This window comes from Yersinia antarctica (assembly GCF_056636475.1).
In genome coordinates this window covers 3,848,219-3,874,511 of record NZ_JBSJQF010000001.1, presented here as the reverse complement: position 1 = coordinate 3,874,511, position 26,293 = coordinate 3,848,219, and the positions used below count along the sequence as shown (strand labels likewise).

Below are 26,293 nucleotides of genomic sequence, written 5' to 3'. Positions count from 1 at the left end.
GTTTCAACCTAACATGTTCAAGTTCGACTTAAGCGCCAACAAACGACAGGTGACTAGTGGAGATCAGACAGCATTTCCAAAATATTCAATGGATAAACCGTTTCCGTGGTGTTTTTAAGTTCATCCTTAGTCCACCAATGATGCTGGTAAATAACACTTTTTTCATGTTGACTCCAACCTTCCTGAGTAATGCTCGTATCGGTAACCCTCACGACAAAAAAGCGTTCTTCTGCTTTAACGGTTTCACCCTTTGGAAGAAGCATTTCAAAAGTGCTGTTCCCGACCGCGCTACCTATGAAGTCCCGTTTTATTCCCGTTTCTTCGTAAAGCTCTCGAATAGCAGCCTGTTCGAAAGTTTCATGACCTTCAAGTCCACCGCCGGGAGTTGCCCAGTAAGAACTTCCTGCTAACGCGTCACTAGTATGTGTAAAGCGGAAAAGTAGCACGTCATTAGTGTTGTTGATGATCAGTAATCTTGCGGCTCGACGGGTTCGCATTAGTTCATATTCTTATTTGAAAGTTGAACACAAAAGAATAATCAACTTTGCCAAACTGTTCCAGTAATGCTACTCCCGGTTTCGCTGCCAATAAACGACCGTTTTCCGACACCTTCCAATCGCTCGTTTTCACACTGTTGGAAAATTAGCCTTGGCTTTTCTGGCAGGCCATCCTATTTTCATCACCGTTTTCTGGCAGGGGCCGGATGAGGAGATATCGTCAATGCACGTTGCAGACATAAACCATGACATGCACCAAACGCCGCCGGGAGCCTCCCTGGCACGTTTTTAATTCCGGGTAATGAAAAGTTATGGTGTGGAGTTAAGGCTATCTCTGAGTTACCTGCAAATTATCAACCAGTTGCTGTCTGAACGCTTTACCAAATGGCCGGACATATCCAAGTTTAGGATCAATTTCAGCGCCAAACGACTCATACCGGTAAAACTCCCCTTCCATAGGTTTACCGCGCCAGTCAAAGCGCACATAGCCGTCTGGTTGAGTCTGGTAACCAGTTTGTCGTGCAGAGATAAGGACGTCGTCGCAGTTTTTGAACGCTATACCTGAGAGGAGGTACCAAACCCAGAAGAACCACTTCCCGCGCCCCACTTTCCCGGCAGCTTCCCTCATAGCTTGAGGTTGTTTTCCTTTGCCCATTTTCTTAACCTGCCGCAGGCGTTGGAGTAGGGGGAAGATGTATTGAAAGAAATCATTCTTCCCATGGTCCATTTGCCATACCAAGCTTTTCCATACAGGTCATCGTCAGATCGCTTATTGATCAATTCAACGATTTCGCTTTTAGCGTTCTGTAGTTGGCTGCTTAGCGAGCGTAAATCCAAATAGCTATAGTCGCGATAAAACCGTTGGGCGAGAAGACCCAGTTGGTTCCATTTATAACCCGTTTCCGGGAAATCAACAGGCTTTCCCTTTTCATCAAGCGTTATCCATTTGATAACTAAATTGTTCCAGCCAAGTAAGTAGGAGACAAGATTGCAAACGCTCATTACAGTGTCTTTCGCATGTCCTTCCATTGATTCATCTGATGCTGATTCGGGCGGAATTGATGCGAGATAACCTGACAATTTATTAAAGTTTTTGTCTATTGCTAATAGGAGTTCTAATTTGGTTTGTGGCACACCCATGAGAATTCCCTCCCTAGTTGTTGGGATATTCAGCGAGTTTGGCAACGGAGAGGGGCCTACGCGAGCACTTTCTGGAAAAGATGTGAGAGAAAACGCATTATTAATCTGATTCGATTGTATTATTTATTTTTAACTTATTGTTTTATTTTATAAACCTCTTCTCGGAATATGAAATTACGCTCGATACCGTGAGCACGTTAACGCAGATATCGCCATACTGAAAGGAGCGATTCTTTATGCTCCTCACTTCAAAACCAGCCAAAACACTAGGAACGATAAAATACCCGATACGTTCAGTTCTGTTGGTACTAACCTGTGACGAATCAGATCGCTTAAAGATCACATTCACTCGCTATTTACGGCTAGAAGGTGATTGTTTTTACGCTGAATAACCTAGAAAAGAAGGAAGTGTGATTCTCTCTGATCTGTTTGTTTGCCGGCCGTTAAAAAGTAGTGAAACCAAAGTAATTAACTGTATTCTGTTCTTATGCCAAATATCTATCGGTATTCCCTATGTTGATAGCCTACTTAGATGCGTTAAATATTTTGAGCACGCCTGTTTGGGTCGTTTTACCCAAAAATCAGGAAATACTTTTTGCTAACAAGGAAGCCCGAACAATTGCAGGTGATAGCCCACTCCAGTTACTGCGCAATGGCCGGTTTTCAGCACATGCACAGCAGCATTTGGATGCATACCTGCCGGCTTTGGCAGAAGAAGATCAAATCGTTGAAATCTGGACTATTCAAACAGCAGGCAATAGCTTTCCCCTGAGTTGTCGGCTCTCTTTGACACAATTGGAACCGCACGGAGACGTTATTGTTTTCGAAGGGCTTTATATTGCAGGTGTGGAGGTTACTCGCCCCAATGTCGGTCGATTGTGCTCTAAACCCTACTGTCGCGACGAACGGGGTTTTTATGAGCAATTTTTCGACACCAACACCGCCCCGATGTTATTGATTGATCCATCGGACGATGGCCAAATTGTGGATGCTAATCAAGCAGCAACCCGTTTCTATGGTTATTCCCGGGATGAGATGTGTATGAAACATACTTGGGAAATTAATACCATGGGTAAGGATGTTTTGCCCGTAATGCGTGAAGTGGCCAAGCTACCTGGTGGGCACAAGCCTCTCAACTTCATCCATAAATTAGCCGATGGAAATACCCGTCACGTGCAAACTTACGCCGGCCCCGTTGAGTTGGATGGTATGCGGTTAATGCTTTGTATCATTCATGACATTACTGAACAAAAACGCCTTGAACAGGCATTAGAAGATGCGGCCTTACGGGATCCACTGACTGGCTTGGGGAATCGGCGGCAATTCTTTAATCTTGTTGAACATGCTAATGCGCAAAGCCAACGTTATGCACAAGGCTTCAGCTTGATGTTGGTTGATGCAGACCATTTCAAGCAAGTAAATGATTTGCACGGGCATCATAAGGGTGATGAAGTCTTGATATTACTGGCAAGAACCCTGGAATCTCGCATTCGTGAAAGTGACATGATTTTCCGCTGGGGAGGCGAAGAGTTTGCCATTCTGCTTCCTTCAACCAATTTAGCGGGCGCATTACAAGTGGCGGAGTCTATTCGTGAGGCTGTTCAGTTAGTCTGTCAACCCAATATGCCGCGACTCACTGTAAGCATTGGTGTAGCACAACATCAGGCTGGCGAAGATACTGATAGCTTATTCAAACGCATGGATGAGGCTCTTTACCGTGCAAAAGCGGCAGGGCGAAATAGGGTGCTGGCGGCATAGGCCGATAAGTGGGGGATTAGCTGACCTCTCTTTACCGATAACTAGCCGCTATACGAACACCATAGCCTGGTCGTAGCATTTATCTATTCCAGCGGCAAATGATCGAGTGGTTTTACCTCGCGCAGGACGAAGGTGGTTTGCATCTCTTTAATGCCCGATAATCGGCGGATAACTGACATGGCGAAAGTGGAGAAACTATCGAGGTCTTCCGCGACCACTTGCAGCAGGAAGTCAGCATCTCCAGCGACAGCATAGCAAGCGATAACCGGCGTTAACTCCCCTACCTGCATTTCAAATAGCTTGGCTTCTTCTTCACTGTGGCTGTCAATTTTCACCCGAATAAATGCCAAGATTCCCAAACCAATTTTTCGTCGATCGATATTGGCTTGATAACCGGTAATAATTCCGCTCTCTTCTAATTGCTTTACCCGCCGCCAGCAGGGGGAGGTTGCCATCCCGACTTTATCGGCCAGTTCCTGGTTCGTCATACGGCCAGCATGCTGTAACTGTTTCAGTATTTTAATATCTGCCGGTGTTATGAGTGATGATGGCATTTTCTACCTGATTGTTATTTTATTTGGGAATGTATTACCAATATTAGCTGAATTCAGGTGATAAAAGAAAGCACTTACCTGCCAGCGAGGGATATGATTATGAGCAAATATTATCGGTAAAAGGACAGTGGCTGTGGCAGAGCAAATGCGGATCGCGATTATGGTTAACCCTGAACTCCCTGTTGGTTTAATTGCCAATACCACCAGCGCGGTAGGGATTGGTTTAGCAGCAAAATTTCCGCAACTGGCGGGGACAATGTTGTCCGATTCAGGGGGGAAAGAAATTGATGTTAGCTCAAAATTACCGGTACCTATTTTACAGGCAAATGCTTCGCAGATGAGAGAGGTGCTGTTGAAAGCATTGGCGGCGACCAATGAACGGGCAATTGTGCCTTTCCCGGCATTTGCGCGTGCAATGCACAGCTTTCAGGATTATGCAGATGCGTTCCCGCAACACTCTCTCTGTGATGAACAGCTCGATGGTTTGGGATTGGTCGGGCCAGAAAAATGGATTCGTTCATTGACTGGCGCGTTAAAACTGCTGCGCTAGTCAGGTAGGTTATCAATGGAAAAGAAACGGGTTCTGGCATGGAACCCGTTTCTTTATTGGCTATCAGTGGGTTAAGTTAACTGGCTTAATTGCAATACGTTACTGGCGACACCATTGATATACAACTTGCGATATTCATTTGCGGGCAGGCTAACGGATAATTCACGCCACGCCGGTTGATAGCTGCCGGTGCGCGCAAAGGTGATATCAATACGGTGATTATCGGTAGTCACCTGCCAACTCAGCCACAATGCATGGCCCTGCTGCCAGCGGTGGCTTTCGCCATCATCTTCAAACAGCATTCCACTCGATCGCCCCGCGCCCTTGGTGGGGTAGAGTGCCAACTCGCGTTGTGAGTCCAACTTGGCATTAACAAAGGCGATGCGGCGTGACAGCGGCAGCGCTGCGCCGGCTCGTACCAATAGTGGCAAACGCTCCAGTGGCGCATCAAGGATGATCTTTTGCCCGCCGCCATACCATTGGCCGGTGTGGAAACAATACCAGCCGCCATTATTATCAGGCTGGCTATTATCAGGTAAGTACACTTCCCGCAGGCGTTGTCCGGCTTCTACCACACTGGCAACTAACAAGTCGCGACCCAGCATAAAGTCGTCATTTTCTGTAAACGTGCGACTATCGTGCTCATGATCGAGGAAAGTAGGGCGCAACATAGGCTCATCATCATGGGTGGCCTGCCACTGTAAGGTGTAAAAATAGGGCAGTAACCGATAACGCAGCGCCATAGCATCACGAATCATCGGCGTGGCAGCAGGGTACATCCAGGGCTCGTTTACCGTGTGGTCGTCATTCCATGAGTGAATAGTAAATCGTGGATGCATCACGCCATTTTGTACCCAGCGAATAAATAGCTCGGCTTCGGGTTTGTCACCCGAAAAACCACCGACGTCGTGGCCGAGGTTGTATAACCCTGACAGGCTCATCCCCAGCCCCATGCGGATGTTATAGCGCAGCGTTTGCCAACTGGTACGGTTGTCACCACTCCAGGTCTGGGCGTAGCGTTGCATACCGGCACAACCAGAGCGTGATATTAAATACGGGCGTATATCTGGTGCAAATGCTTGTTGAGCCTCCATTGAGGCACGCATCATCAGCAAAGGCATTACCGGTCTGATATGTTTGATAGCGATAGATTCACCGAATCCATTGCAGCGCGCTTCACCATCCCACACTTCATATTCATTATTATCATTCCAGGTAGAACCGATCCCCATCTCCAGCAGTTGTTTGGTCACATTCTCCTGCCACCAATCCACGGTTGCCGGATTGGTAAAATCAAGGTGGGAGCCTTCATCATCCCAGAATGAAGAGCGCTCTGGCAACCCGCTTTCGCCATCACGAATAAATAATCCGCGTTCGGCAACGTGCTGATATTGTGGGTGATCTTGTAATAGACACGGTTTAATATTGGCGGCTAACTTAATGCCCGCTTGCAGGAAAGCCTGACTCATCACCTTGGGCTGCGGCACTTTGTCGTAATTCCAGTTAAAAACATAACGCTTGTTGTTGATTGAGGTATAGCCCGATGAGAGCTGGAAAGAGTCGCAAGGAATATCATGCTGCTGACAGAGTGTAATGAATTTTTGCAATTGCACCTGTGCATCGGGAGCATCGGTGTAGTGCATGGTTGAACCGCTGTACCCAAGGCTCCATTTGGGGCCAAATTTGGTTTTGCCGGTCAGGCGGACAAATGCCTTGGTGACATCCAACACTTTCGGGCCGAGGAACATATAGTAATCGAGATCGCCAGCTTCAGCCTGATAGCGGCGATAGGCCAGATGGTAGTTATCAATCTCATTCCCTAAATCTAACCAGCAACTGCTTAAATTGTCATAAAAAAGACCAAAGCTGACATCATCACGGCGAGTGATGGTAAACGGGATATGCTTGTAGAGTGGGTCAGTACTGGCGGCGTTGTAACCCATAGCATCTAAATTGCGCATTTCAAAGCGGCGACCCGCACGGTTAAGATCACCGGCCTTTTCACCTAATCCGTAATATTGCTCATTGGGATATCGCCGCTGATAGTGAGCAATGGCTTCTCCATGGGGGCTGAGTAAATAAGCGCTGGTGGGCCGATCCGCCGCCAGTGGCTGCCACTCGCCGTGCTGATTTTTATATTCCCATGCCAGATATAGCGGTTGATAAATGGTCACTCGCAAACATTCAGTGGTGACTATCAACTGTTGTTCATGGTGTTCCAATTGATAACCTGGGATGGAGAAACCGTCCAGGCTAAGTCGGTCACGGCCAGACCATGGCACATCGCCTTGTGGGGCAATGCTCCAGGTGCGGTTTAAGGCCAGCTCACCATTCTTTTTAATCAGCACACGGCAGAGGTTTGGCTCTAATATATACAGACAAAATATATGATGATCATCGACCAGTAATTCCAAATGGTCGGGATATTGATTTATTAACTGCCAGTTTTTTAATGTTTTCATCACAGCTCATCTTTTTTCTGGCAACAGTACGGGTGCACCGTTGCCGGGTTAATAGCATCAGGCAACCGGTTGTGTTTTATTGCGGCGCTCAGCAAACAGGGCAACCAGGAACACAGCACCAATCAAATCGAAGAAACCCATAGCAATAAACAGCGGGTTAAAGCCAATGGTGTCGGATACGGCCCCAATCAATAAAGTAAACAGGAAGCTGGCAATCCAGGCGGAAGAGCCGCGCAGACCATTGACGGTGGCCACTTGGTTTTTATCAAAAGAATCAACTACTAACGCACTGAGCATGCAAGAGATAACCTGATGACCGAAGCCACCAATAGAGATTAAAGCAATAGCCAGATAAGGGTCTTTGGTGATGGCAACAAAGGCCAGTGAAACCATCATAAAGGCACCGGTTACGGAGCTGGCAACCACTGAGTTGATACGACTGCAACCGAACCATTTTTGGTAGAGTTTGGTTAAATAGCCACTGGCAACACTGCCGATATCTGCCGCCAGGAAGGGGAGCCAGGCGAACATGGCAATCTGTTTCAGGTCCATGCCCCGCTCGGTTGCCAAATAAAGTGGAACCCAGAAGCTAAATACTGCCCATGCTGGCTCGGCTAAAAATGCCGGGATAGCGATACCGTAAAATTTCTTATTCTTACTCAGAATAGCCAATGATTTAAGGAAAGGCAGTCGAGGGAGTACCGGTTCATTGTCTTGGTGAATCAGTTCAAACTCTTCCTTACTCAGGTTTGGATGGGTGTCAGGTGAATGATAAAAACGCCACCACAGCACAACCCAAACCATAGCCAAAGCACCGGAGAATAAGAATGCACCTTGCCAGCCGAAAGCCACATGAGCCAATACGATAATTGGTGGGGCTAACATCGCACCAATAGAGAACCCCACCCCCGCCCAGCCAGCAGCAATGGGGCGTTCCTTTTTCGGGAACCAGTCAGAAATCGCTTTGGCGTTTGCCGGTGTTGCCGCCGCTTCAGCACTACCCATAAAGAAGCGCAGCACCGCCAATTGAAACCAGGTACCAGCCCCTGCGTGCATCATGCATACCACCGCCCAGACACTGGCGCAGATCAGGAACCCCATTTTCAAGCCGATGACATCAATCAGCCAACCGCAGAGTGGCTGGAAGACGGTGTAAGCCAACTGAAAAGACGCCACAATCCACGAGTATTGTTCAGTGGTCATATTCAGGCTGGTTTTTAACTCAGGGGCCAGAATACCTAGAGAGTTACGGGTAATATAGTTAACGGTGACCCCGAGTAGAAATAGTGCCAGCATCCACCAGCGTAATGATTTTATTTTTCGCCGCTCGACAACTTTAGCGGATTGATTAATCTCAACACTCATCCCAGCCTCCTGATGTTAGTCGGCAGTAAATTAACCGGACCAACTTATTGTTTTGGTATGATCTATTCTCGGTTATTAAGATTACGCTGAGTTTTAATGTGACTCCGTTCACATTAAACTCGATTTAAAAAACTCAACTTATTGATAATATTTGTTTTTTGTATGTTTAATCAAAGTTAACCGGACTGATAAGTTTTTAAAATTGGTTTACCAAAACAAGGTAGCTAGCTTAAATTGGCTTTAATACGCATTTTTTTGAAAGGATTTTCATAAGCTGGGCAATATTTCAGCATTTATATTGAATAACGGCCTGAATAAGCTATTCACCGGCTATGAGAATTTTTTCATTTGCTAATTTGAGAGAGATCACAAAATGAATGGAAAGCTAAAAATACAAGAAATTGCTAATCAGACTGGCCTTTCAATTAGCACGGTATCGAGAGTATTAGCCGGTAAAGCCAATACCAGTGCGAAAGCAAAACAGCAGGTAATGGCGTATGCGCAGTCGCAGGGGATATTGCAGAATTTGTCCAGCGGGCGGTTGATGCTAAATAATATTATGGTATTTGCTCCTCATCGCGCCTTTGATGTACGTACCGATATTTTTTACTACAAAGTTATTCAGGGGATTATTGAGGCGGTCAGCCAACATGAAGTCATGATTCGCTACTGTGGATTATCCGAAACTCACTGTGATATTGGGTTATTTTTGGAAAAAATAACCCATCCTCAAACCGAAGCAGCAATCATTATTGGTATCGACGATCCACGCATTCATACATTAGCAGCTGGGGTGCATAAGCCGTCGGTGTTAATTAATTGCCGTGACAAAGAAATGTCATTGGATAGTGTGTCGCCAGACCACCAACTGATTGGTGAGTTTTCTGCCAACTACTTGATACAGCAAGGGCATCGGCGCATTCTGACCCTGCAATGTTTACGCCGCAACACAATGGAACTGCGCTTGGTGGGAATAAAAGAGGCTTTCGCCGATAACAATATGCGCTTTGATGATGGGCAGCATCTGATTACCACTCATGGCTTTGGCGCGGAAGAGGCTGAGCAAGCGTTAACCGCTTTTATCATAGGTTGTGAAGATAAGAGCCAACTGCCGACAGCCATTTTAGCCGGGGGGGACTATATGGCGGTTGGTGCGGTTAATGCATTGAATAAACTGAACATGAACGTGCCTGATAACGTATCCGTTATGAGTATGGATGGTTTTAATCTGGCAGAGATTCATGATGTTCCACTGACGGCGGTGCATGTTCCCCGAGATGAGTTGGGGGCTGAAGCTATACAGTTATTGCAACGACGCTTATTACGCCCAGATGCGCCCTTCAGTAATACCTTATTGCAGGGCAAATTAGTGGCTCGTGCTTCGGTCAAGCAGGTCAATCAGAAAAGAGTGATGTCTACGGCAAATAAGCCATTGGATCAGTTATATGATTTGTAATTCTTAGTATGGAAAATCATCAATGTCTATCTCATAAAATAGCAATTACCGCTATAGTTTACAGTTAGCTTTGCACTGTTTACGGCGGGCAAAGAGAGAAATATGCATAAATGAGTTTTATATAAGTCAGATGGGGATATCTTATATCTTACCCGTCATCTTTCAGAATGCAGGTGGGTTGGCTGTTCCCGTTACTTGGCCCATTCATGGGCTTGCCTCTGGGCCGCTGCAAGCAGCGTTCAAATCTGCTCCCGACAGATTTGTCCCCCTAATCACTGAGTTGTCGTGAGTGAGCATGATCGGGATTAGTGAGCCTGATTAAGGCTCACCTGACGGGGCGAGTATCAACGTTGTTCAAATCGGTTCACCACCGATTTGTCTTTTTCTTGCCGCCTTCCTGCACCTTGAAATCTATTGGGTATAGCACATTGAATTTAAGGATATTACCGCATGGAATTTAAAGACTATTATGCCGTGATGGGAGTAGAACCAACCGCTTCCCTGAAAGATATTAAAACGGCCTATCGCAAGTTAGCGCGTAAATACCACCCGGATGTCAGCTCTGAACCCGATGCTGAAAGTAAGTTCAAAGAGGTCGCTGAGGCCTATGAGGTATTAAAAGATACTGAACGGCGCGCCGAATACGACGAGTTAAGGCTACACCGTAATGACCCGCGTTTTACACAGCAACAGGCTGCCTATAATTCAGGTAATCAACAATGGCACAGCAGTGCGGGTGCCGGTTCCCAAGATTTCTCAGACTTTTTTGAATCTTTCTTTGCCAACCGTGGTGCTTCCGCTCATCACACCTCTCAGCGATCACCTCGCGGTGTACGCGGCCAGGATCTTGAGATGGAGTTACCCATCTTTTTAGAAGAGACTTTAGCGGAACAGACGCGTTCTATTTCTTATAAAATACCGACAGTTGATGCTTCCGGGTATCCGGGAGCGGAGACCGCCAAAACGCTAAAAGTGAAAATTCCTGCGGGTGTGGGAGATGGCGAGCGTATTCGTCTTAAAGGGCAGGGTGCACCGGGTTTTGCCGGGGGAGCCAATGGCGATTTATTCCTGGTTATTCGTATTGCGCCGCATCCATTGTTTGATGTTGATGGTCAGAATTTGCAAATAGTGGTGCCGTTAGCCCCATGGGAAGCAGCATTAGGTGCCAATGTCGAGATGCCAACACTGACGGGCAAAATAACGTTAACGGTCCCGGCAGGTAGCCAAAGTGGTCAGAAATTGCGTATCAAAGGCAAGGGGCTAGTCAGCAAAAAAGGCACCGGCGATCTGTACGCGATCCTCAAGGTAGTGATGCCGCCAAAACCGGACGAGAAAATGCGAGCGCTCTGGCAACAACTGTCAGATCAGGCATCGTTTAATCCTCGCACCGGGTGGGAGTAACAGATTATGGCTGAAATAGAAATCACCTATACCGTGACTGAATTATGTCAGTCAACAGGAATAATGCAGGATGAACTGGTCGAGGTGGTCGGGTTGGGTGTGATTGTGCCACTTGAGCCTGCTGACAGCGTCTGGATTTTTGACGCTGATGCACTGAGTTGCCTTCAACGCGCCCAGCGGCTACAAAATGAGTTGGATCTGGACTGGTCTGGTGTAGCAATGACCCTAACATTGCTGGAAAGGGTTGAGCAGCTAAAGAAAGAAAATGACCAACTGCGCAGGCAGCTCGATCGTTTCTTGCAGATATCTTAATGCGATAGCACGGGTTGTGCCCATTTCGGCCAACCCGTATTTTGCTCTTTCTATCTCAGATATTATCCGATGGATAGCACCGAGCGGATATCGCTGTTTTTATTGATATCCCAGATTGCCGTGACATCATCCAGTGAATGAAGCTGGGTCTCAATAGCGAGCTTTTGTTGTGCCGCCAGAACGAAAATATCTGAAACAATTTGTTTTAATTCAGGGATCGCTGGGAAATTACCTGTACCACATACCCAGTATGTGCAAATTTGCGCTGCGTAACACCGCGGCGGGGAGTTGTAGTGTTTGAGATGCCATGGAACCAACATTGACTAAACGTATGCCTTGATCAGAGCCACCAGCATGAGAGGCAAGGTCATGATGGGTCAGTGCGGCGAAGAGAGCCTCGGTAGCAGGCCCCCAGATATAATCCACAATCACGTTATACCCAGCGGGACCCGCCGCTTGAGTAAATGCCTGCGTCAATTCCGCACCCTGCAATGTCAGGTCTACTGTGGCATCGGCCCCCAGTGTTGCCAATACATCCTGACGCCTCCCGGCGGCGATGACTCTGCCCGCCCCTAAATGACGTGCTGCTGCGATGGCCAGTTTGCCTGAGGTGCCCGTCGTACCAAGGATAAGCACGGATTCACCCGGTTGGATCTTGGCCCGCCAGGAAAGCGGTAACCAGGCAGCCAATGCCGGGTTAATCAAGGCTGCCGCAGTCGCATTGTCAACTTCTGGCGGAACCGGAACATACCAGGATGCTACTGTGCGTTCGGCCATGGCACCAAAAGGTTGGCGAAATGAAGCAAAATAAACACGTGAACCATCAGGTAAATGCCCGATACCATCAGTACCAGGAACGATAGGTAATGTTTTCGGGCTGGAATAATGGGTGCCTTTAACGATACCGCGATCAAGTTGTTTGATACCAGCAACCGCAACATTTATCACCGTTTCACCGTGCAGCGGTGTTGGCTCCACAAACTGCCCCACAACCGGCGCTTCACCCAATGCCTCTACTATTGCAGCCTTCATCGTGTCACCTCACATTAGTGTGCTATTTAGCAATAGTCACCAATCTGCACCCAATTTATTATGAAGACAATATGCCCAGTAAGTGACTAATTTTCTTGTTAGATAAGGTATTTAAAGGCTGCTGACGCCTCCATCTACCCGTAATTCTGTTCCGACGATAAAACTGGATTCATCTGAGGCGAGAAAGACCGCAGCATGGGCAATCTCACTAGATGTTCCCATTCTCTTAATCGGTACCAGTTGGCGGATTTGTTCAGCAAGGTGCTCTTGTTCACTGCCGGATAATCCCAGTTTTTGCAGTGCCGGCGTCTGTGTCGGCCCAGGACTCAAGCCATTGACCCGGATTCCTCTGTCTGCCCACTCGCCTGACAAGGTTCGCGCAAGAGAGAGTAACCCCGCCTTGCTGGCGGCATAAACGTTGCTTTGCGGTAAACCGATATGAACACTGGCGGAGCCACAAAGAATCACCGAGGCAGGGTTAGCTAGCAGTGGCAACAGTGCTTGTAACAGGAAGAAAGGGCCTTTCAGATTAGTTGATAATACTCGCTCAAAACTTTCTTCATCCCACTCTTCTATCGAACGATGAGTAACATCGCCTGCGTTGATATAGACGATATCGAGACGTGGCCAAACCAGGGTAAGTTTTGTCGCTAGCTGATATTGATCGGCAATATTACTGGCATCACTATTTAGCAGCAAAACTTGGTCGCCAAGCTCTTCATATGCGGCCTGCAAGGCTGCGCTATTTCTACCCGTGATTGCTACGGTTGCACCTTCAGCCAGAAATTGACGAGCAGTTTCCAGCCCGATGCCACTGGTTCCTCCTGTAATTAGTGCATATTTATCATTTAAACGATTCATGGTGAGTCTTCTCATTAATAACAATGGAAGACCATTTTTAATACAAAAGTATCTAAAGTATAGTAGGTACCAATTGGATACTAATGATGCAACAGGAAAGCAATGACAACCTATCAGCCGCTGACAGCAAAAAATAAATTAGAGCCGGGCAATTCGATTGTGGAAGAAAAGTGTCCGATGGTGCAATTTGTCGAACTTATCGCGGGGAAGTGGGCTATCCCAATTCTTTATCGTTTGATCGTCACTGCGGCTCCTATCCGATTTGGTGAGTTGCAGCGGGCAATTGCGCCTATCACCCAAAAAGAGCTTACCCGGCAATTACGTGCTTTTGAACAACGCGGTTTGGTCTATCGCAAGATCTATGCCGAAGTTCCCCCACGTGTTGAATATGAAATTACGTCATTGGGCAAAACATTACAGCCAACATTGGATTCGTTGGCCCAATGGATGAGAGACCATCATCAAGCCCTCAAGGGCAAGGAGTGACTAGGATTATTGTCGTGCCAAGAAGATCCTATTTTTTCTCAATTCCGCTATTGGCAGTCGCGTAATACAAGTTGTATGTACTACATTTAAAAGACTGCTCACTAATTCGGCAGTAACAAAAATGGCAACAATAGTTTCAAGGAGAGAGTATGAGTAAAATACCAAGTTGTTGTTCAGAAGATAACCACCCGAATAGCCGACGGAATGTACTAAAAGCTGCATTGGGTATCACTGCTGCGAGCGTCATCGGTGGGATTGGTTTGGGGCTACCCCAAATATCATATGCAGCGGCTATGACCAGAGAAGAACGTGATAAGTTAACGCCAGATCAAATAGTTGAGAGTTTAAAACAGGGCAATAAGCGGTTTGTTTCTGGTAAAATGCAACAACATGATTATCTTGCACAAAAACGCAGTAGTGCAGAAGGGCAGTTCCCTACCACTGTCATTTTGAGTTGTATTGATTCCCGCGCACCAGCAGAGATAGTGCTGGATACGGGGATCGGTGAAACCTTTAATGCCAGAATTGCCGGTAACATCTCTAATGATGATTTATTAGGTAGCCTGGAATTTGCTTGTGCTGCTGCGGGAGCTAAAGTCATCCTGGTTATGGGGCACACGGCTTGTGGTGCAATCAAGGGAGCTATTGATAACGTTGAACTTGGCAACCTGACTGGTCTGCTTAATAAGATTAAGCCAGCAATTGAGTCGACGCAATTTGATGGAGAGAAAAGCAGTAAAAATGAAAAATACGTCGATGCTGTAGCGAAGAATAATGTCAAACACACCATAGATGAGATACGTAAAAATAGCGAAATAATTAGAAACTTAGAAAAAGAAGGGAAAGTAAAAATAGTAGGTAGCATGTACAACTTAAATGGTGGTGTGGTCGAGTTCATTATGTAATATGTTTGCTTTAATTCTATCCCATTCCCCTTGATAAACGTCAAGGGGAATAATAATTACTTCTGATAGGGTATTAAATTAGATATCCTGTTATTTTTTTTATTACACACACCTGCTTGGCTAAGAATAGTATTTATGCTTATATAAATGAGACGGTGTTATAATCAACGTCTGATAGCAGAGTGTCTAGTAAAGATTATTTTTTAAATTGAATCGCGGGTGCATAAAATAAGTATATGAATATTTGTAAAGGCAAAGCATATAATTGTTATAATTTTGTTTTTAAGTAAATAACTTGCTTTCATATTGTTAAATGGTATTTATCTCTTGAAGTTTTTCGCCTTTATTGTATTTTAACCTCTGTGGTTGCATGTTTCTTTTGGGATGAATAAAACAAGTTTCAAACATTTTCAATAAGAATGATACCATCATGATGCTGTATTATCTTATTACTATGAATAATGCATTTTCATGATTAATGGTTTTTGTCTAATTATTGACTTGATCAATTATTATCTGGTGACTTTATTCGTTAAGAATTATATATATGTATTAAATTATCGTTTAATATAATATATAATTTAATTTGTTTTATTCATTAAACAAAAGTAATAATAATCACTTGTTTTCTTATCACATCAATGTTGTATGTGATTGGTCTTTATTAACCGAGTGAATGTATTTGAGGGGTTATTTATGTATGTCGATACAGTCTCTGTTGTCTCTGGCAGTAAATTTATTGATGTCAATGGGAAAGGAGTGATTGATTATGAAAAAGAGATATCACTGGATTGCTGTATGAACAAGATTCATTTTCATACTAAAAAGCTAACAATTGATATTAATGAAAAACAAAAGAGATTGGTAATGTGTTTATTTAGTGATGTCAACCGTAAACAAGATATCATAAAAGTAGTATGGTATGAAAATCATAAAAGTATTTCAGATAATAATTATCATCAATTAATACATAAGTTTAGAGCACATTTAAAAAGTGCAGGGATACCTGATGGCATTGTTAAAACCATAAACAGATACGGTCTTAGATTAGATGCAGGGATATTAAAAAATATGGTATCAAACAAAATGAATGATAGGTTTATTGGCTACTAAAATAGACTTGTCACATCTGTGTTTTCCTCATTATAAATGAGAGGTTAGGGTGTTATCATTTTTTAAGAAGATAGTTATAACACCCAGCCAAACTCTGTTTAGTAATAAAATAAATTTGCTAGATGTGCTCTTAATCTTACTTATTTTATATTTCCTAGGAATGCTTATTAATGCAGTGTCAAGTCAAAATGAAATGCCAGTTCCAATATTATATAAAGGTTACAATGGTGAGAATGATAAGGTAAAAAATAAAGAAATAATGATAAAAGAGATCAAAAGGTTAAAGTTATTTAGCAAGGGCATTAAAGATAACATACAAAAAAACAATGTTACTAACGATATAGCTAATGCTCCTTTGTATATGGGGAGGCTGAAACTGGTTGGTATACTCGAACATGCAGACGAGTCAAAATCTATCGCCATAATAGACTCTGGCGTGGCACAAGAAACCTACTTTACTCATGATAGAGTAGCCGGTACTAATAGTGTTATTATTGTAAAAATACTTAAGGATAAAGTAATTATTAGTGATGATGAGGTTTATTATTCACTGGTTATATTGGAGTGAGTACGCCCTGAATTAAAATGTAAGGGGAGTGTGAATGCATATCAATAATGTCTTCTTGGCATATGGTCGTATATTTTGTTATTTTATTAAAATCACATCACTGACACTATCAAAAATAACTATAGTGCTAGTTTTCTTACCACTAGGTGTAAATAGTGAAAGTTTCTCTGCGCTGTTCAAAGATGCAGATATAAAAGAGTTTATTAATACAGTAAGCAAGAATATCAATAAAACTATAATAATAGATCCTAAAGTTCAAGGTTTGGTTAGCGTCCGTAGTTATGAACTATTAGATCAAGATAAATACTATCAATTCTTTCTTAATGTACTCGATGTTTACGGATATACCGTAGTGGAAATGCCTAATAATATCTTGAAGGTAATACCATCAAAACGAGCTAAAGGTTCAGTTGTTCCTACACTAAGAGAATCGGGGGAAACTTATGGGGATGAACTTATCAATAGAATATTCCCACTTAAACATATCTCTGCCAAGAGTCTTGCCCCACTATTGCGCCAATTAAATGATAATTCTGAATCTGGTAATATTATTCACTATGAGCCATCAAATACTATATTAATTACGGGACGCGCTGCTGTAGTAAACCGCTTGTACTCGATAATCAATACATTCGACCAAGCCGGAGATATAGATGTTGAATACTATAAATTGAAACATGCTAATGCTGTTGATGTGACTAAACTAGTCAATGAAATCATAAATCAAACAACTTCCAACAAACAAGAGCCATTCAATTTAGGAAGAATGATTGCTGATGATAGGACTAACTCTGTATTGGTGAGTGGTGATAGCCATATCAGAAAAAAAGCCATTAAAATGATAAAGGAGCTTGACCATCAACAGAATAGTTATGGAAACACAAAAGTTATATATATGAAATATGCTCAAGCATCGAAACTTTTGGAGGTGCTAACTGGCATTAGCCAAGGTTTTCTCAGTAACAAAAAAACAAACTCGACAGGCAAGAAACAGAGTGGAAATATTGCCATCAAGGCATATGATCAAACAAATGCTTTGGTCATTACACCTGAACCGAAAATGATGAGAGAGTTAGACTTGGTTATCGAAAAGTTAGATATCAGACGAGCTCAAGTCTTGGTCGAGGCCATCATAGTTGAGACCCAAAATGGAGAGGGATTAAACCTTGGCATACAATGGGAAAATAAATTTTCTGGTGGGGTCAACTTTATCCCAAACTCAGGAAGGACAAGAAATAATAGTGACGGTCTACTGCCCATGGCAATTACAGGATTAACTGCAGGCTTTTATAAAGGTAACTGGAGTGGTTTATTTACTACCCTGGCAACTAATTCAAATAATAATATTCTGGCAACACCGAGTATTGTCACGTTGGATAATATGGAGGCTGAGTTTAATGTAGGTCAAGAGGTTCCTGTACTGACATCGACACAAACAACATCTACAGATAGGGTCTATAACTCAATCTCAAGGCAAAATGTTGGTGTCATGTTGAAAGTGAAACCACAGATAAACAAAGGTGATTCGGTTCTTCTTGAAATCCGACAGGAGGTATCAAGTATTGCTGACGGTTCTGACGTCACTGCTAATAATTTAGGCTCTATTTTTAACAAGAGAGTCGTTAATAATGCAGTTCTGGTAAAAAGTGGTGAGACGGTTGTTGTGGGTGGGCTATTAGATAAAAAGATAAATAAAACAGTAAATAAAGTTCCTATCTTGGGGGATATTCCTTTTATTGGTGGTTTTTTTAGGCAGAAAAAAGAGAAAATTGAAAAAAGTAACCTTATCTTATTCATTAAGCCAACAATACTCAGGGAAACAAATGACTATAACTTGGTGACCGCAGAGAAATACACTGAATATAATCATGGGAATACAAATAAGCCTTTTATAAATAGTGCTCTAAAGTATTATAAGGAGAGGGGGGGAGAAAAAAGAAATCATGATGATTTCAATAAACTTAAAAAGGATATAAGGGCATTTTACCGTGACGTAGGGATTGAGTTATGAACCAAGATGAGAAGAAGTTAGTACCATTAACATTGAATTGGTCTAAAGATAATGGTGTTATCTTACTCCCAGTAGAAAATGGATATCAAATTATATGCCGCCATTCAGCTTCGCTTGAGGCAATACTTGAAGGGAATAGAGTCGCCTATCAACCTATGGGCCTTGATTTTGTTACTGATGATGAGTTTAATAATACTCTGACGGCCACGTATCAAAATAGTTCAATGCAGTCACATAAAATAATGAATGCAATAAGTGATGAGATCGCGATTTATTCATTTGCTAGTGAATTGTCTGACAGTGAAGACCTATTGGACTCAGATAATGAGGCTCCAGTAATAAGACTAATCAATACCATTTTAACAGAAGCAATTAAAAATTTAGCGTCAGATATCCATATAGAATCTTTCGAAAAAAAACTGGCTATCAGATTTCGTATTGATGGAGTATTAAAAAATATATTAGAACTGAAACACAGTGTAGCACTATTATTAGTTTCTCGGATTAAAGTTATGGCGAAATTAGATATTGCAGAGAAGCGTATTCCCCAAGATGGACGTATTGCACTGAACTTGGCCGGGCGAGTTTTAGATGTTCGCGTGTCTGTTCTACCGTCAAATCATGGTGAGCGCGTAGTTATGCGCTTACTGGACAAAAGCAGTATTAAGTTGGACTTACAATCTTTAGATATGTCAGCAAAAAACTATGGCTTGATGAAAAAACTGGTGCTCAAGCCTCATGGTATTATATTGATTGTTGGCCCTACGGGTGCAGGCAAAAGTACTACACTCTATGCAGCTCTAATGGGAATAGATTCAGGTGAAAGGAACATTATGACTGTCGAGGATCCCATCGAGTTTGATATTGATGGTATATCTCAGACACAGGTTCATTCAAAAATTGGCATGACTTTCTCTCGAAGCCTAAGAGCAATACTGCGACAGGACCCTGATGTTATTCTTATTGGTGAAATACGAGATGTGGAAACTGCACAAATAGCAGTACAAGCCTCTTTAACCGGCCATTTAGTTTTATCAACGTTACATGCTAACAGTGCTGTTGGTGCTGTAACCAGGCTGAGAGATATGGGGATCGAACCCTTTATGCTATCAAGCTCATTATTGGCAGTATTATCTCAACGTTTGGTGCGCCGACTATGTATCGAGTGTCGGCAAGAGTATACATTTATGCCGGAGCAACTAAACAGCTTGGGCATAAATTATGGAATGACCATAGCAGGAAATACGCATCGTGCGATAGGTTGCGACAAATGTAATGCGGCCGGTTATCGCGGGCGAATAGCTTTGCATGAGCTCTTAGTTGTTGATAATCGCTTACGGGAAGGTATTTATAAAGGCTATAGTGAGCATGATCTTGTCCAGTTGGCGCAGCAAACTATACGCAGCATTGAACAAGATGGGGTGGATAAAGTTATGGCTGGCTTAACAACAATTGAAGAAGTGGTCAGGATAAGCTTAGAGGACAAGCATGCCTGTATTTAAATATGTCGCTATCAATAATGACGGAGTGAAAATAAAAGGTAATATTGATGCCGAAAGTATGTTGGCTGCCAGGAATATTATCTATCAAAGAAGATGGTATTTATTAAAGATTAATATCATAAAATTAAATTATTTTACAAGAGTAATGAAGTACTTTAACACTGTTAATAATGATGATCTTGTGTTAGTTACTCGACAAATGTCGACATTAGTGAATGCAGCAATACCATTAGACGAAGTATTGGCAATTATCGAGAAGCAAAATAAAATGAATGTAATGAATAGTATAATATATGACATAAGGATGAAGATTATAGAAGGCTATTCATTTTCAGATTCACTTTCAAATTTTTCAAATGTTTTTAATCCATTATATAGGTCAATGATCACTGCTGGTGAACTATCGGGGCATTTAGGTATGGTGTTGTCTCGACTTGCAGACCATATAGAACAAGCGCAGAAAGTGAAACGAAAACTTGGACAAACACTTATATATCCGATTATTCTAATTTTAATGTCTCTCAGTGTGATTATTATCCTTTTATCGGTAGTTGTCCCTAATATAGTAGAGCAGTTTTACTTAGAGAGTAATGCATTGCCTTTTTCTACACAAGTTCTCATGACAGTTAGCAACGTGATAAAAAATAACATATTGACTATTTTAATGTTAATTTCTTCTGTGTTAATTGTAATTAATAGAATATTGAAAATAAAGAAGGTAAATAAACTCTTTGAATATTATTATTTGAAGATCCCTCTGGTTGGAGAGGTGATTATTAGGTTGAACATATCCCGTTATTTAAGAACATTAACTATTTTAAACGGCAATAACGTTGATTTAATCCAGGCAATAAAAATAAGCAACTCTGCATTGACAAATGAATATATTAAATCACAGTTAAAAAGCACCGCTAAGTTAATTAACGAAGGCAGTAGTCTATCGTCTTCTTTAACTATTAGCCGAGTATTCTCACCTATGATAATACATATGATTGCATCAGGTGAACGAACTGGGACATTGGATGTTATGTTGGAAAAAGTGACTGCTGTCCAAGAAGATGAACTGATGGTTAAGATAAATATATTTATAACAATACTAGAGCCAGCAATAATGATTTTCATGGCTGCATTTATCTTTTTTATTGTTTTGTCAATATTTCAACCAATATTGCAGATTAACAGCCTAATTTCATAATATATATCGAGGATGGATGATGAAGGAGACGAAATCGGATGGATTTACATTGCTGGAAATTATGGTGGTTATCATGATTTTGGGTGTTTTGGCTAGCTTAACGATACCCAGTCTGATGTCTAATAAAAACCGAGCTGACCGGCAAAAGACATTAAGCGATATTGTTGCTTTAGAAAATGCATTGGACATGTATAAGTTGGATAATGGCCATTACCCTACAGAGTTACAAGGTATTCATTCATTGGTTGTCAAACCAACAGAGGTACCCATCCCGAGAATTTATCCTCAATATGGTTATATTCGGCGATTACCGCAAGATCCGTGGGGAAACGCTTACCAAATGAGTAATCCCGGAAAGAATGGAGAGATAGATATATTTTCTGCAGGACCGGATAGAGAAATAGGTAGTGAAGATGATATTGGCAACTGGAGTGTATCATCATAATTAAAACAGATATACGTAGTAACTTGAGTCCCGACAACGCATAGGTAATTACTTGCGATATTATACAGGTTTTACATTGTTAGAGGTTATGATCTCATTAGCTATTTTTGCTATTGCGGGTATCAGCATTATGAAAAATATTAGTGAACAATTAATTTGGACCAAAGCGTTAGAAGATAAGATGGCATCTTCTTGGGTTGCAGATAACGTTTTAGCTGAAATTAAAATAATGAATGTTACACAAAGCGGAGATTTGGCGAAGGGACGTCATTTTATGCTTAACCAATTTTGGTATTGGCAAACGAAGGAAGTATATAATCATAGTAAAGGATATCATGAAGTTATCGTTGAAATTCGTAGTCAGGAAAATAACGAACATCCTAATTATATAGTGCAAAGACACCGGATTACTAATGACTAAACGTTTATCTTATGGCTTTACATTGTTAGAGGTACTACTTGCTGTTATTATTTTTACCATGATGAGTTTAACTATCTATCAGGCTGTTATTGTTATTGCGAAAGGAAGTGCCGCCGCGAGTAGTAAGGCAAAAGTATTATATAGAATATACCAAGTAATAGAAAAACTTCAAGATGATATATCTCACGCGATAACATATCAAAATTTTATTTCAAATGATTACCAAGGCGTTTCCTTCCAAATAGGGAAGGGGCTTTTGGGAAGTGATGATTTTGGGGTTTATTTTTTACTAAATAATAATGATAATTTAAAATACGATTTTGACTATATGCCAGAAAGTATAGGCTATAGGTTGAAAAATAAAGTTTTACAAAAATTATCTTATACTAAAATTGGTTGCATAGCAGATCCGGAATACAAGATTTTAGATGCTATAGATGGAGTCTCAGCATTTAGAATGCAGATATATCATGAAAGAAAATGGCTAAATGAGTGGCGGAGCGACGTTGTCTTACCTCACGCCGTTGAATTTACCATAGAATTGGACGGTATTGGCATGGTAAGACGAGTTATTATTTTATTGAATAGTGGAGTTTTATAATTGTGGATAGTTTAGAGACACAGCATGGTGCTGCACTATTGCTAGTATTATCTATTCTATTATTGATTAGCGCAATGGCTTTCACGTCACTTTATCACTGGTCTGATTTATATAATCTATTTAAGATAAGTGAAATAAGAAAGTCACAGAAATGGATATTATTAGAAATTGAAGGTGAGATGTTAAACAGAATCATTGGGCCTCTATTAAATTCTAAATATATAGGTGATGAGTTAGGTCACAGTTTGACCCATCCCAAAACCATTAAAATAAACGAGAATGATATATATTATAATTTGGTTGATAGAACTAACTGCTTAAATATTTACTCTATTAAATATAAGTCATGCAATAATACAGTGGAATCTTATGCCAGGACGGTTTTTAAAAACATGTTAATTAATTCAGGGGGAGGAAAAGAAGAAATAAATAATATTATGGAATATATCTCTGGTTTTATTAACCGTGATTGTTGCGAAAATAACAAATATAATATCTATACTGGTTCAATACTTAGGCCAAAGTATACTAATTCCAATGATGATTTGCCCCATTCCCGAACGAAACGCAACAAACCATCATGCGTTATGCAGCGAGTAGATACTCTAAAAATACCTCATTCGGTGAGCTGTATTCCAGAGATTTGCGCCCCCGAGTGTTGAGGATGTGCTCCAGTCTCGCAATATCTTCATCGCTGACGCCATTAAAATCGGTTCCTTTCGGATAAAACCGCCGTATCAGACCGTTGGTATGCTCATTCAACCCCCGCTCCCAGGAATGATAAGGCCGGGCAAAGTAAACCTTTGCGCCCGTTACCTGAGTGATGTCCTTATGTTTCGCAAACTCGGGTCCGTTATCTGCCGTCAGGGTTTTAAACTCGCAGAAAGTATTCGCCACGATGTCCCTGAACGCTTCCACGACGCTCTCAGCGCACTTATTGGGGAGTTTACGGATAATGACCTGCTTTGTGGCTTTGTCCACGACCGTCAGCAGGAATGACTTCTGGTCTTTGCCAAAAATCGTATCGATTTCAACATGCCCGGGAACCTGTTTGAGTTCAGCCTCAGCAGGCCTGTGCTCAATGCCAACCCTGTCCGGGATGGGCGTGCGTCCGGGCTCACCCGTATCATAGCGATAGCGTTTACCCCGGTGAGGGAGCTGAAGGTAAAGCTTACCGCCAGCCTGTCTGTCCGAACGGATATAGCGGTAGAGGGTATTTTTGCTGACGGCGATATCAAACTGGATTTTCAGTCTCCCACAGATAACCTCAGGGGAGGTATGTACAGCCAGCGCCTGCCGGAGAAAGTCTTGTGTCTGCTGGCCCAGAGGGAAACAGGCATTGTGTGCCGAGGTGGCGCCCCGCCGTTGTCTGGCTAAGGCATCAGCGCGTCTGGAGGAGTAAAGTCCGTTGAAGGCGGGGTCCGTATTACGTCTGAGCTCCCGGCTCAGGGTAGAGCGAGAGACGCCGAGCTCTCTGGCAATGCAGGACTGATTAACGCCTTCAGCTTTTCGTTTTTCGATGTAAAAGCGCTCATGCTGAGTCAAATGTTTTCCCTTCATGCAACAGGGTCTCCGACAGGGTCAATACGGCTATTTTATCCGTACCTGACCGGTGGGTCACTTTGTTGCATTTCGTTTGGGAATTGGCGTGGGATATGGTGATTTTAAATTAATGGCAGCTATGGGAGCTTGGTTTGGTGTATCAGCAATACCCATGTTGATATTGTTATCCTCTAGTTTAGGTATCATTATCTCTATGGTGATTTCTCTCTTGTCAAAGAAGAAAGTAAAACACATCGCCTTTGGCCCTTATATTTGTCTGGCTAGTGTGGCTCATCTATTTCTAGGGGAGGTTATTAGCTTATTTTAATAATGAATTTATTTAATATTTCGCTCAACTCTTTACATTTGTAATCGTTATTCATACCGTCATTTTTTAATTTTTCATATCTTACCTCTGTTAGTTCTGACCGCGAATGACTACTCTGTTGTAAACTGAGAGAGTTATCAGAATTCATCATAGTTATGGCACTATTCACTATTTTCTCTTCACTTGGTAACTTTTCCATACCACATATTTCTTTTAGATAACGCATCCCAGCCGTTAATGCAGTTAATTGTTCTATTTTTACTTTTTGAGTTAAATTTTCATTTTTGTGTGTTTGGCATCCAAAAATAATTGGTGTGAAAAATAAAATCACCCTGAGTTTCATTATGATCATTCACCTTCTTGATTTTTCATTGTTACTAATAATATCTCAAAAATGTAATTTTCATGGTGGATATTTTTTGTTGGTTATCAATATTTATTGATAGACTTTCACCTTTGCTATTGATTCTTATGTTCTCTATCATTTTTCGCTTAAAACTAATGAATTTAACTTTATTAATGTTTGAAGGAGACTGTCAGGTAACACTATTTCTGCTATTTTATTTAGTGATGACTACCATGTGGGGAAGGAAATGGATGAAATAATGATTGGAGATATTCTCTTTACTCCACAAAAGAGAATAATCAATAAAGGGGGTTCTTTCATAAAAATGAGGAATAAAGAGTCTGAAGTGTTATTTTTATTATGCCATAATTATCCAGACTCTCTCACCCGCGATGATATTGAGAAGGAGATATGGGGAGGTAGCTATGTAACAGATAACACACTAACACAAACAATTAGTAACTTGCGTAATGCATTAGATGATAAAGCACATGAATTAGTGACGACTATCCCCAAAAAAGGATATTGCATTGGTATTAAACCGATTTTTATTTCAAGTAAAGAAAAAGAAAAAGAAAAAGAAAAAGAAAAAGAAAAAGAAAAAGAAAAAGAAAAAGAAAAAGAAAGAGGTGGTGGGGGAGGAGTAGATTATCTTGATGTTGTTAAAAATAATAAATATATTTTATCCGGCGTTGGTTTTCGTTATAAAGTTGTTTTACTGGCAGTGTTTATAAGTTGTTTTTTTACTTCGTTATATGTGACATTAAATTCCCATACAATTAAGATATTACATCCTACAATCATGCCTATATTGATAGGTTTGGATAACACGCTAGATGAAGTTTTCTTATCCACATACCGCAAGGCACCCTACGTTTACTTAAAGAAAACAAAACAGGGGGAGTATATTGCTTGTAAATATCAAACTGGGGAGCTGATATGCGAGCGAAAATAATATTTATTTTGATCTTTAGTGTTTTTATATCAATAGGGCTAGGGTATGGCGCTGGGCGTATATATTCTTATATTCACCCAATGAAAGAGATTGAAGGCTATTGGGAGGTTAACTATTGTTTTAATCATTCACCTAACACTTATCATGTTTACTCCAGAGTTAATATTATGGGAAGAGAGATAAACTCATCTGCCGATGTGTATGGTGAAAATCATGATTTGAAAGCACGGCGTAATATTGTCTTTCGTGTGGTTGATGCGAGTAAAGGAGTTTTTATCGGTGATGTGTTATCTCTATCAATATATAATAATGACGATAATTGTTTATATGATTTCCTTAATACACCCTATGCAATAAGTTACCCTGTTTTCTATAAATTAGATGAAAATACTATTTTGATTGAACAATCCCAGGGGCATCCTATTCATAATTTTCGCTTATTAACACGCAGTGATACATGATGTAATCTCCTGAAATATACTTGTAA

At 41.7% G+C, this 26,293-nt stretch carries 27 protein-coding genes and 1 pseudogene; 18 read left to right on the top strand and 10 right to left on the bottom strand.

Annotated elements, in window-relative coordinates:
• Positions 1-53: 53 nt before the first annotated feature.
• The 3 genes from ACWJJO_RS17980 to ACWJJO_RS17970 all read right to left on the bottom strand — a co-directional run bounded on the left by ACWJJO_RS17980 (position 54) and on the right by ACWJJO_RS17970 (position 1,637).
• Positions 54-497 (bottom strand): NUDIX hydrolase, encoded by a 444-nt coding sequence (locus tag ACWJJO_RS17980; RefSeq protein WP_420072885.1) that lies wholly within the window; start codon positions 495-497, stop codon positions 54-56.
• 328 nt (positions 498-825) lie between these two features.
• Complete coding sequence (locus ACWJJO_RS17975; protein ID WP_193784785.1) at positions 826-1,125, bottom strand: hypothetical protein; 300 nt, start codon at positions 1,123-1,125, stop codon at positions 826-828.
• On the bottom strand, positions 1,122-1,637 hold the full coding sequence (locus ACWJJO_RS17970; protein ID WP_372569579.1) for a ClbS/DfsB family four-helix bundle protein: 516 nt from the start codon (positions 1,635-1,637) through the stop codon (positions 1,122-1,124). Before ACWJJO_RS17970 ends, ACWJJO_RS17975 begins: the two co-directional genes overlap by 4 nt.
• A 513-nt stretch (positions 1,638-2,150) precedes the next feature.
• Here ACWJJO_RS17970 and ACWJJO_RS17965 point away from each other — a divergent pair.
• Positions 2,151-3,395 (top strand): sensor domain-containing diguanylate cyclase, encoded by a 1,245-nt coding sequence (locus tag ACWJJO_RS17965; RefSeq protein WP_481091321.1) that lies wholly within the window; start codon positions 2,151-2,153, stop codon positions 3,393-3,395.
• Positions 3,396-3,478: 83 nt separating this feature from the next.
• On the opposite strand, the gene ACWJJO_RS17960 is transcribed toward ACWJJO_RS17965, so the two are convergent.
• Complete coding sequence (locus tag ACWJJO_RS17960) at positions 3,479-3,949, bottom strand: Lrp/AsnC family transcriptional regulator (protein ID WP_083162779.1); 471 nt, start codon at positions 3,947-3,949, stop codon at positions 3,479-3,481.
• Between the two features lie 127 nt (positions 3,950-4,076).
• Here ACWJJO_RS17960 and ACWJJO_RS17955 point away from each other — a divergent pair, with 127 nt between their 5' ends.
• Entirely contained in the window at positions 4,077-4,499 is a 423-nt protein-coding gene (locus ACWJJO_RS17955) for a DUF2000 family protein (protein ID WP_372569576.1), read from the top strand.
• Between the two features lie 71 nt (positions 4,500-4,570).
• Here ACWJJO_RS17955 and ACWJJO_RS17950 read toward each other — a convergent pair whose 3' ends face one another.
• Together ACWJJO_RS17950 and ACWJJO_RS17945 are read right to left on the bottom strand one after the other, a co-directional pair.
• On the bottom strand, positions 4,571-6,961 hold the full coding sequence (locus tag ACWJJO_RS17950) for a glycoside hydrolase family 31 protein (RefSeq protein WP_481091320.1): 2,391 nt from the start codon (positions 6,959-6,961) through the stop codon (positions 4,571-4,573).
• Positions 6,962-7,018: 57 nt separating this feature from the next.
• The gene (locus ACWJJO_RS17945; protein WP_083162785.1) at positions 7,019-8,326 is read right to left on the bottom strand and encodes an MFS transporter; all 1,308 of its coding nucleotides are present in this window, start codon (positions 8,324-8,326) and stop codon (positions 7,019-7,021) included.
• A 373-nt stretch (positions 8,327-8,699) separates the two neighbouring features.
• On the opposite strand from ACWJJO_RS17945, the gene ACWJJO_RS17940 reads away from it, so the two are divergent.
• The 3 genes from ACWJJO_RS17940 (at position 8,700) to cbpM (ending at position 11,495) form a co-directional block, all read left to right on the top strand.
• Complete coding sequence (locus ACWJJO_RS17940; protein ID WP_102970537.1) at positions 8,700-9,782, top strand: LacI family DNA-binding transcriptional regulator; 1,083 nt, start codon at positions 8,700-8,702, stop codon at positions 9,780-9,782.
• Positions 9,783-10,232: 450 nt separating this feature from the next.
• Positions 10,233-11,183 carry a curved DNA-binding protein gene (gene cbpA, locus ACWJJO_RS17935; RefSeq protein ID WP_083162787.1) on the top strand — a complete coding sequence of 317 codons (951 nt, stop codon included), beginning with the start codon at positions 10,233-10,235 and terminating at the stop codon, positions 11,181-11,183.
• Positions 11,184-11,189: 6 nt separating this feature from the next.
• Complete coding sequence (cbpM, locus tag ACWJJO_RS17930) at positions 11,190-11,495, top strand: chaperone modulator CbpM (protein WP_083162789.1); 306 nt, start codon at positions 11,190-11,192, stop codon at positions 11,493-11,495.
• A 228-nt stretch (positions 11,496-11,723) separates the two neighbouring features.
• Here cbpM and ACWJJO_RS17925 read toward each other — a convergent pair whose 3' ends face one another.
• Together ACWJJO_RS17925 and ACWJJO_RS17920 are read right to left on the bottom strand one after the other, a co-directional pair.
• Positions 11,724-12,527 (bottom strand): quinone oxidoreductase family protein, encoded by an 804-nt coding sequence (locus ACWJJO_RS17925; protein ID WP_481091319.1) that lies wholly within the window; start codon positions 12,525-12,527, stop codon positions 11,724-11,726.
• Positions 12,528-12,638: 111 nt separating this feature from the next.
• A complete protein-coding gene (locus ACWJJO_RS17920; protein WP_083162793.1) occupies positions 12,639-13,388 on the bottom strand; it encodes an SDR family oxidoreductase in 750 nt (249 codons plus the stop codon).
• Positions 13,389-13,490: 102 nt separating this feature from the next.
• On the opposite strand from ACWJJO_RS17920, the gene ACWJJO_RS17915 reads away from it, so the two are divergent.
• The 10 genes from ACWJJO_RS17915 to gspJ all read left to right on the top strand — a co-directional run bounded on the left by ACWJJO_RS17915 (position 13,491) and on the right by gspJ (position 22,635).
• Entirely contained in the window at positions 13,491-13,874 is a 384-nt protein-coding gene (locus ACWJJO_RS17915) for a winged helix-turn-helix transcriptional regulator (protein WP_083162795.1), read from the top strand.
• A 149-nt stretch (positions 13,875-14,023) separates the two neighbouring features.
• On the top strand, positions 14,024-14,779 hold the full coding sequence (locus ACWJJO_RS17910; protein ID WP_083162797.1) for a carbonic anhydrase: 756 nt from the start codon (positions 14,024-14,026) through the stop codon (positions 14,777-14,779).
• Positions 14,780-15,475: 696 nt separating this feature from the next.
• A complete protein-coding gene (locus ACWJJO_RS17905; protein WP_083162799.1) occupies positions 15,476-15,892 on the top strand; it encodes a winged helix-turn-helix domain-containing protein in 417 nt (138 codons plus the stop codon).
• Between the two features lie 49 nt (positions 15,893-15,941).
• Complete coding sequence (locus ACWJJO_RS17900) at positions 15,942-16,460, top strand: type II secretion system protein N (RefSeq protein WP_481091318.1); 519 nt, start codon at positions 15,942-15,944, stop codon at positions 16,458-16,460.
• Between the two features lie 34 nt (positions 16,461-16,494).
• Positions 16,495-18,471, top strand: coding sequence for a type II secretion system secretin GspD (gspD, locus tag ACWJJO_RS17895; protein ID WP_481091317.1), 1,977 nt, complete (start codon positions 16,495-16,497; stop codon positions 18,469-18,471).
• Positions 18,468-19,973 (top strand): type II secretion system ATPase GspE, encoded by a 1,506-nt coding sequence (gspE, locus tag ACWJJO_RS17890; protein WP_481091316.1) that lies wholly within the window; start codon positions 18,468-18,470, stop codon positions 19,971-19,973. Before gspD ends, gspE begins: the two co-directional genes overlap by 4 nt.
• Positions 19,960-21,168, top strand: a complete 1,209-nt coding sequence (locus tag ACWJJO_RS17885) for a type II secretion system F family protein (protein ID WP_442820556.1) — start codon at positions 19,960-19,962, stop codon at positions 21,166-21,168. Before gspE ends, ACWJJO_RS17885 begins: the two co-directional genes overlap by 14 nt.
• A 19-nt stretch (positions 21,169-21,187) precedes the next feature.
• Positions 21,188-21,613: a type II secretion system major pseudopilin GspG gene (gene gspG, locus ACWJJO_RS17880; protein ID WP_083162807.1), complete on the top strand. Its 426-nt coding sequence runs from the start codon at positions 21,188-21,190 to the stop codon at positions 21,611-21,613.
• A 52-nt stretch (positions 21,614-21,665) separates the two neighbouring features.
• Entirely contained in the window at positions 21,666-22,034 is a 369-nt protein-coding gene (gspI, locus tag ACWJJO_RS17875; RefSeq protein ID WP_420074067.1) for a type II secretion system minor pseudopilin GspI, read from the top strand.
• Positions 22,027-22,635, top strand: coding sequence for a type II secretion system minor pseudopilin GspJ (gene gspJ, locus ACWJJO_RS17870; protein WP_442847578.1), 609 nt, complete (start codon positions 22,027-22,029; stop codon positions 22,633-22,635). The genes gspI and gspJ overlap by 8 nt, the downstream gene beginning before the upstream one ends.
• 585 nt (positions 22,636-23,220) lie before the next feature.
• Here the strand turns inward: gspJ and ACWJJO_RS17865 are convergent.
• Positions 23,221-24,195: an IS30 family transposase gene (locus ACWJJO_RS17865; RefSeq protein WP_481090511.1), complete on the bottom strand. Its 975-nt coding sequence runs from the start codon at positions 24,193-24,195 to the stop codon at positions 23,221-23,223.
• 61 nt (positions 24,196-24,256) lie between these two features.
• On the opposite strand from ACWJJO_RS17865, the pseudogene ACWJJO_RS17860 reads away from it, so the two are divergent.
• Positions 24,257-24,505, top strand: a pseudogene (locus tag ACWJJO_RS17860) (prepilin peptidase); the annotation flags it as partial.
• Here the strand turns inward: ACWJJO_RS17860 and gspS are convergent.
• Entirely contained in the window at positions 24,492-24,848 is a 357-nt protein-coding gene (gene gspS, locus ACWJJO_RS17855; RefSeq protein ID WP_193784788.1) for a type II secretion system pilot lipoprotein GspS, read from the bottom strand. The pseudogene ACWJJO_RS17860 and the gene gspS sit on opposite strands and share 14 nt — an antisense overlap.
• A 250-nt stretch (positions 24,849-25,098) precedes the next feature.
• On the opposite strand from gspS, the gene ACWJJO_RS17850 reads away from it, so the two are divergent.
• Together ACWJJO_RS17850 and ACWJJO_RS17845 are read left to right on the top strand one after the other, a co-directional pair.
• Positions 25,099-25,806: a winged helix-turn-helix domain-containing protein gene (locus tag ACWJJO_RS17850; protein WP_481091315.1), complete on the top strand. Its 708-nt coding sequence runs from the start codon at positions 25,099-25,101 to the stop codon at positions 25,804-25,806.
• A complete protein-coding gene (locus ACWJJO_RS17845; protein ID WP_083162827.1) occupies positions 25,791-26,267 on the top strand; it encodes a hypothetical protein in 477 nt (158 codons plus the stop codon). Before ACWJJO_RS17850 ends, ACWJJO_RS17845 begins: the two co-directional genes overlap by 16 nt.
• Positions 26,268-26,293: the final 26 nt, after the last annotated feature.

What these genes read in the sequence shown, in the direction of transcription:
- gspD (WP_481091317.1), top strand. Translation starts at nt 16,495, where the DNA reads ATGCATATCAATAATGTCTTCTTGGCATATGGTCGTATATTTTGTTAT.
- cbpM (WP_083162789.1), top strand. Translation starts at nt 11,190, where the DNA reads ATGGCTGAAATAGAAATCACCTATACCGTGACTGAATTATGTCAGTCA.
- gspE (WP_481091316.1), top strand. Translation starts at nt 18,468, where the DNA reads ATGAACCAAGATGAGAAGAAGTTAGTACCATTAACATTGAATTGGTCT.
- ACWJJO_RS17940 (WP_102970537.1), top strand. Translation starts at nt 8,700, where the DNA reads ATGAATGGAAAGCTAAAAATACAAGAAATTGCTAATCAGACTGGCCTT.
- ACWJJO_RS17980 (WP_420072885.1), bottom strand. Translation starts at nt 497, where the DNA reads ATGCGAACCCGTCGAGCCGCAAGATTACTGATCATCAACAACACTAAT.
- ACWJJO_RS17925 (WP_481091319.1), bottom strand. Translation starts at nt 12,527, where the DNA reads ATGAAGGCTGCAATAGTAGAGGCATTGGGTGAAGCGCCGGTTGTGGGG.
- ACWJJO_RS17865 (WP_481090511.1), bottom strand. Translation starts at nt 24,195, where the DNA reads ATGAAGGGAAAACATTTGACTCAGCATGAGCGCTTTTACATCGAAAAA.
- ACWJJO_RS17945 (WP_083162785.1), bottom strand. Translation starts at nt 8,326, where the DNA reads ATGAGTGTTGAGATTAATCAATCCGCTAAAGTTGTCGAGCGGCGAAAA.
- ACWJJO_RS17905 (WP_083162799.1), top strand. Translation starts at nt 15,476, where the DNA reads ATGTATGTCGATACAGTCTCTGTTGTCTCTGGCAGTAAATTTATTGAT.
- ACWJJO_RS17970 (WP_372569579.1), bottom strand. Translation starts at nt 1,637, where the DNA reads ATGGGTGTGCCACAAACCAAATTAGAACTCCTATTAGCAATAGACAAA.
- ACWJJO_RS17965 (WP_481091321.1), top strand. Translation starts at nt 2,151, where the DNA reads ATGTTGATAGCCTACTTAGATGCGTTAAATATTTTGAGCACGCCTGTT.
- ACWJJO_RS17850 (WP_481091315.1), top strand. Translation starts at nt 25,099, where the DNA reads ATGGATGAAATAATGATTGGAGATATTCTCTTTACTCCACAAAAGAGA.
- ACWJJO_RS17950 (WP_481091320.1), bottom strand. Translation starts at nt 6,961, where the DNA reads ATGAAAACATTAAAAAACTGGCAGTTAATAAATCAATATCCCGACCAT.
- ACWJJO_RS17920 (WP_083162793.1), bottom strand. Translation starts at nt 13,388, where the DNA reads ATGAATCGTTTAAATGATAAATATGCACTAATTACAGGAGGAACCAGT.
- gspJ (WP_442847578.1), top strand. Translation starts at nt 22,027, where the DNA reads ATGACTAAACGTTTATCTTATGGCTTTACATTGTTAGAGGTACTACTT.
- ACWJJO_RS17910 (WP_083162797.1), top strand. Translation starts at nt 14,024, where the DNA reads ATGAGTAAAATACCAAGTTGTTGTTCAGAAGATAACCACCCGAATAGC.
- ACWJJO_RS17845 (WP_083162827.1), top strand. Translation starts at nt 25,791, where the DNA reads ATGCGAGCGAAAATAATATTTATTTTGATCTTTAGTGTTTTTATATCA.
- ACWJJO_RS17960 (WP_083162779.1), bottom strand. Translation starts at nt 3,949, where the DNA reads ATGCCATCATCACTCATAACACCGGCAGATATTAAAATACTGAAACAG.
- ACWJJO_RS17975 (WP_193784785.1), bottom strand. Translation starts at nt 1,125, where the DNA reads ATGAGGGAAGCTGCCGGGAAAGTGGGGCGCGGGAAGTGGTTCTTCTGG.
- ACWJJO_RS17885 (WP_442820556.1), top strand. Translation starts at nt 19,960, where the DNA reads ATGCCTGTATTTAAATATGTCGCTATCAATAATGACGGAGTGAAAATA.
- cbpA (WP_083162787.1), top strand. Translation starts at nt 10,233, where the DNA reads ATGGAATTTAAAGACTATTATGCCGTGATGGGAGTAGAACCAACCGCT.
- ACWJJO_RS17915 (WP_083162795.1), top strand. Translation starts at nt 13,491, where the DNA reads ATGACAACCTATCAGCCGCTGACAGCAAAAAATAAATTAGAGCCGGGC.
- gspG (WP_083162807.1), top strand. Translation starts at nt 21,188, where the DNA reads ATGAAGGAGACGAAATCGGATGGATTTACATTGCTGGAAATTATGGTG.
- gspS (WP_193784788.1), bottom strand. Translation starts at nt 24,848, where the DNA reads ATGAAACTCAGGGTGATTTTATTTTTCACACCAATTATTTTTGGATGC.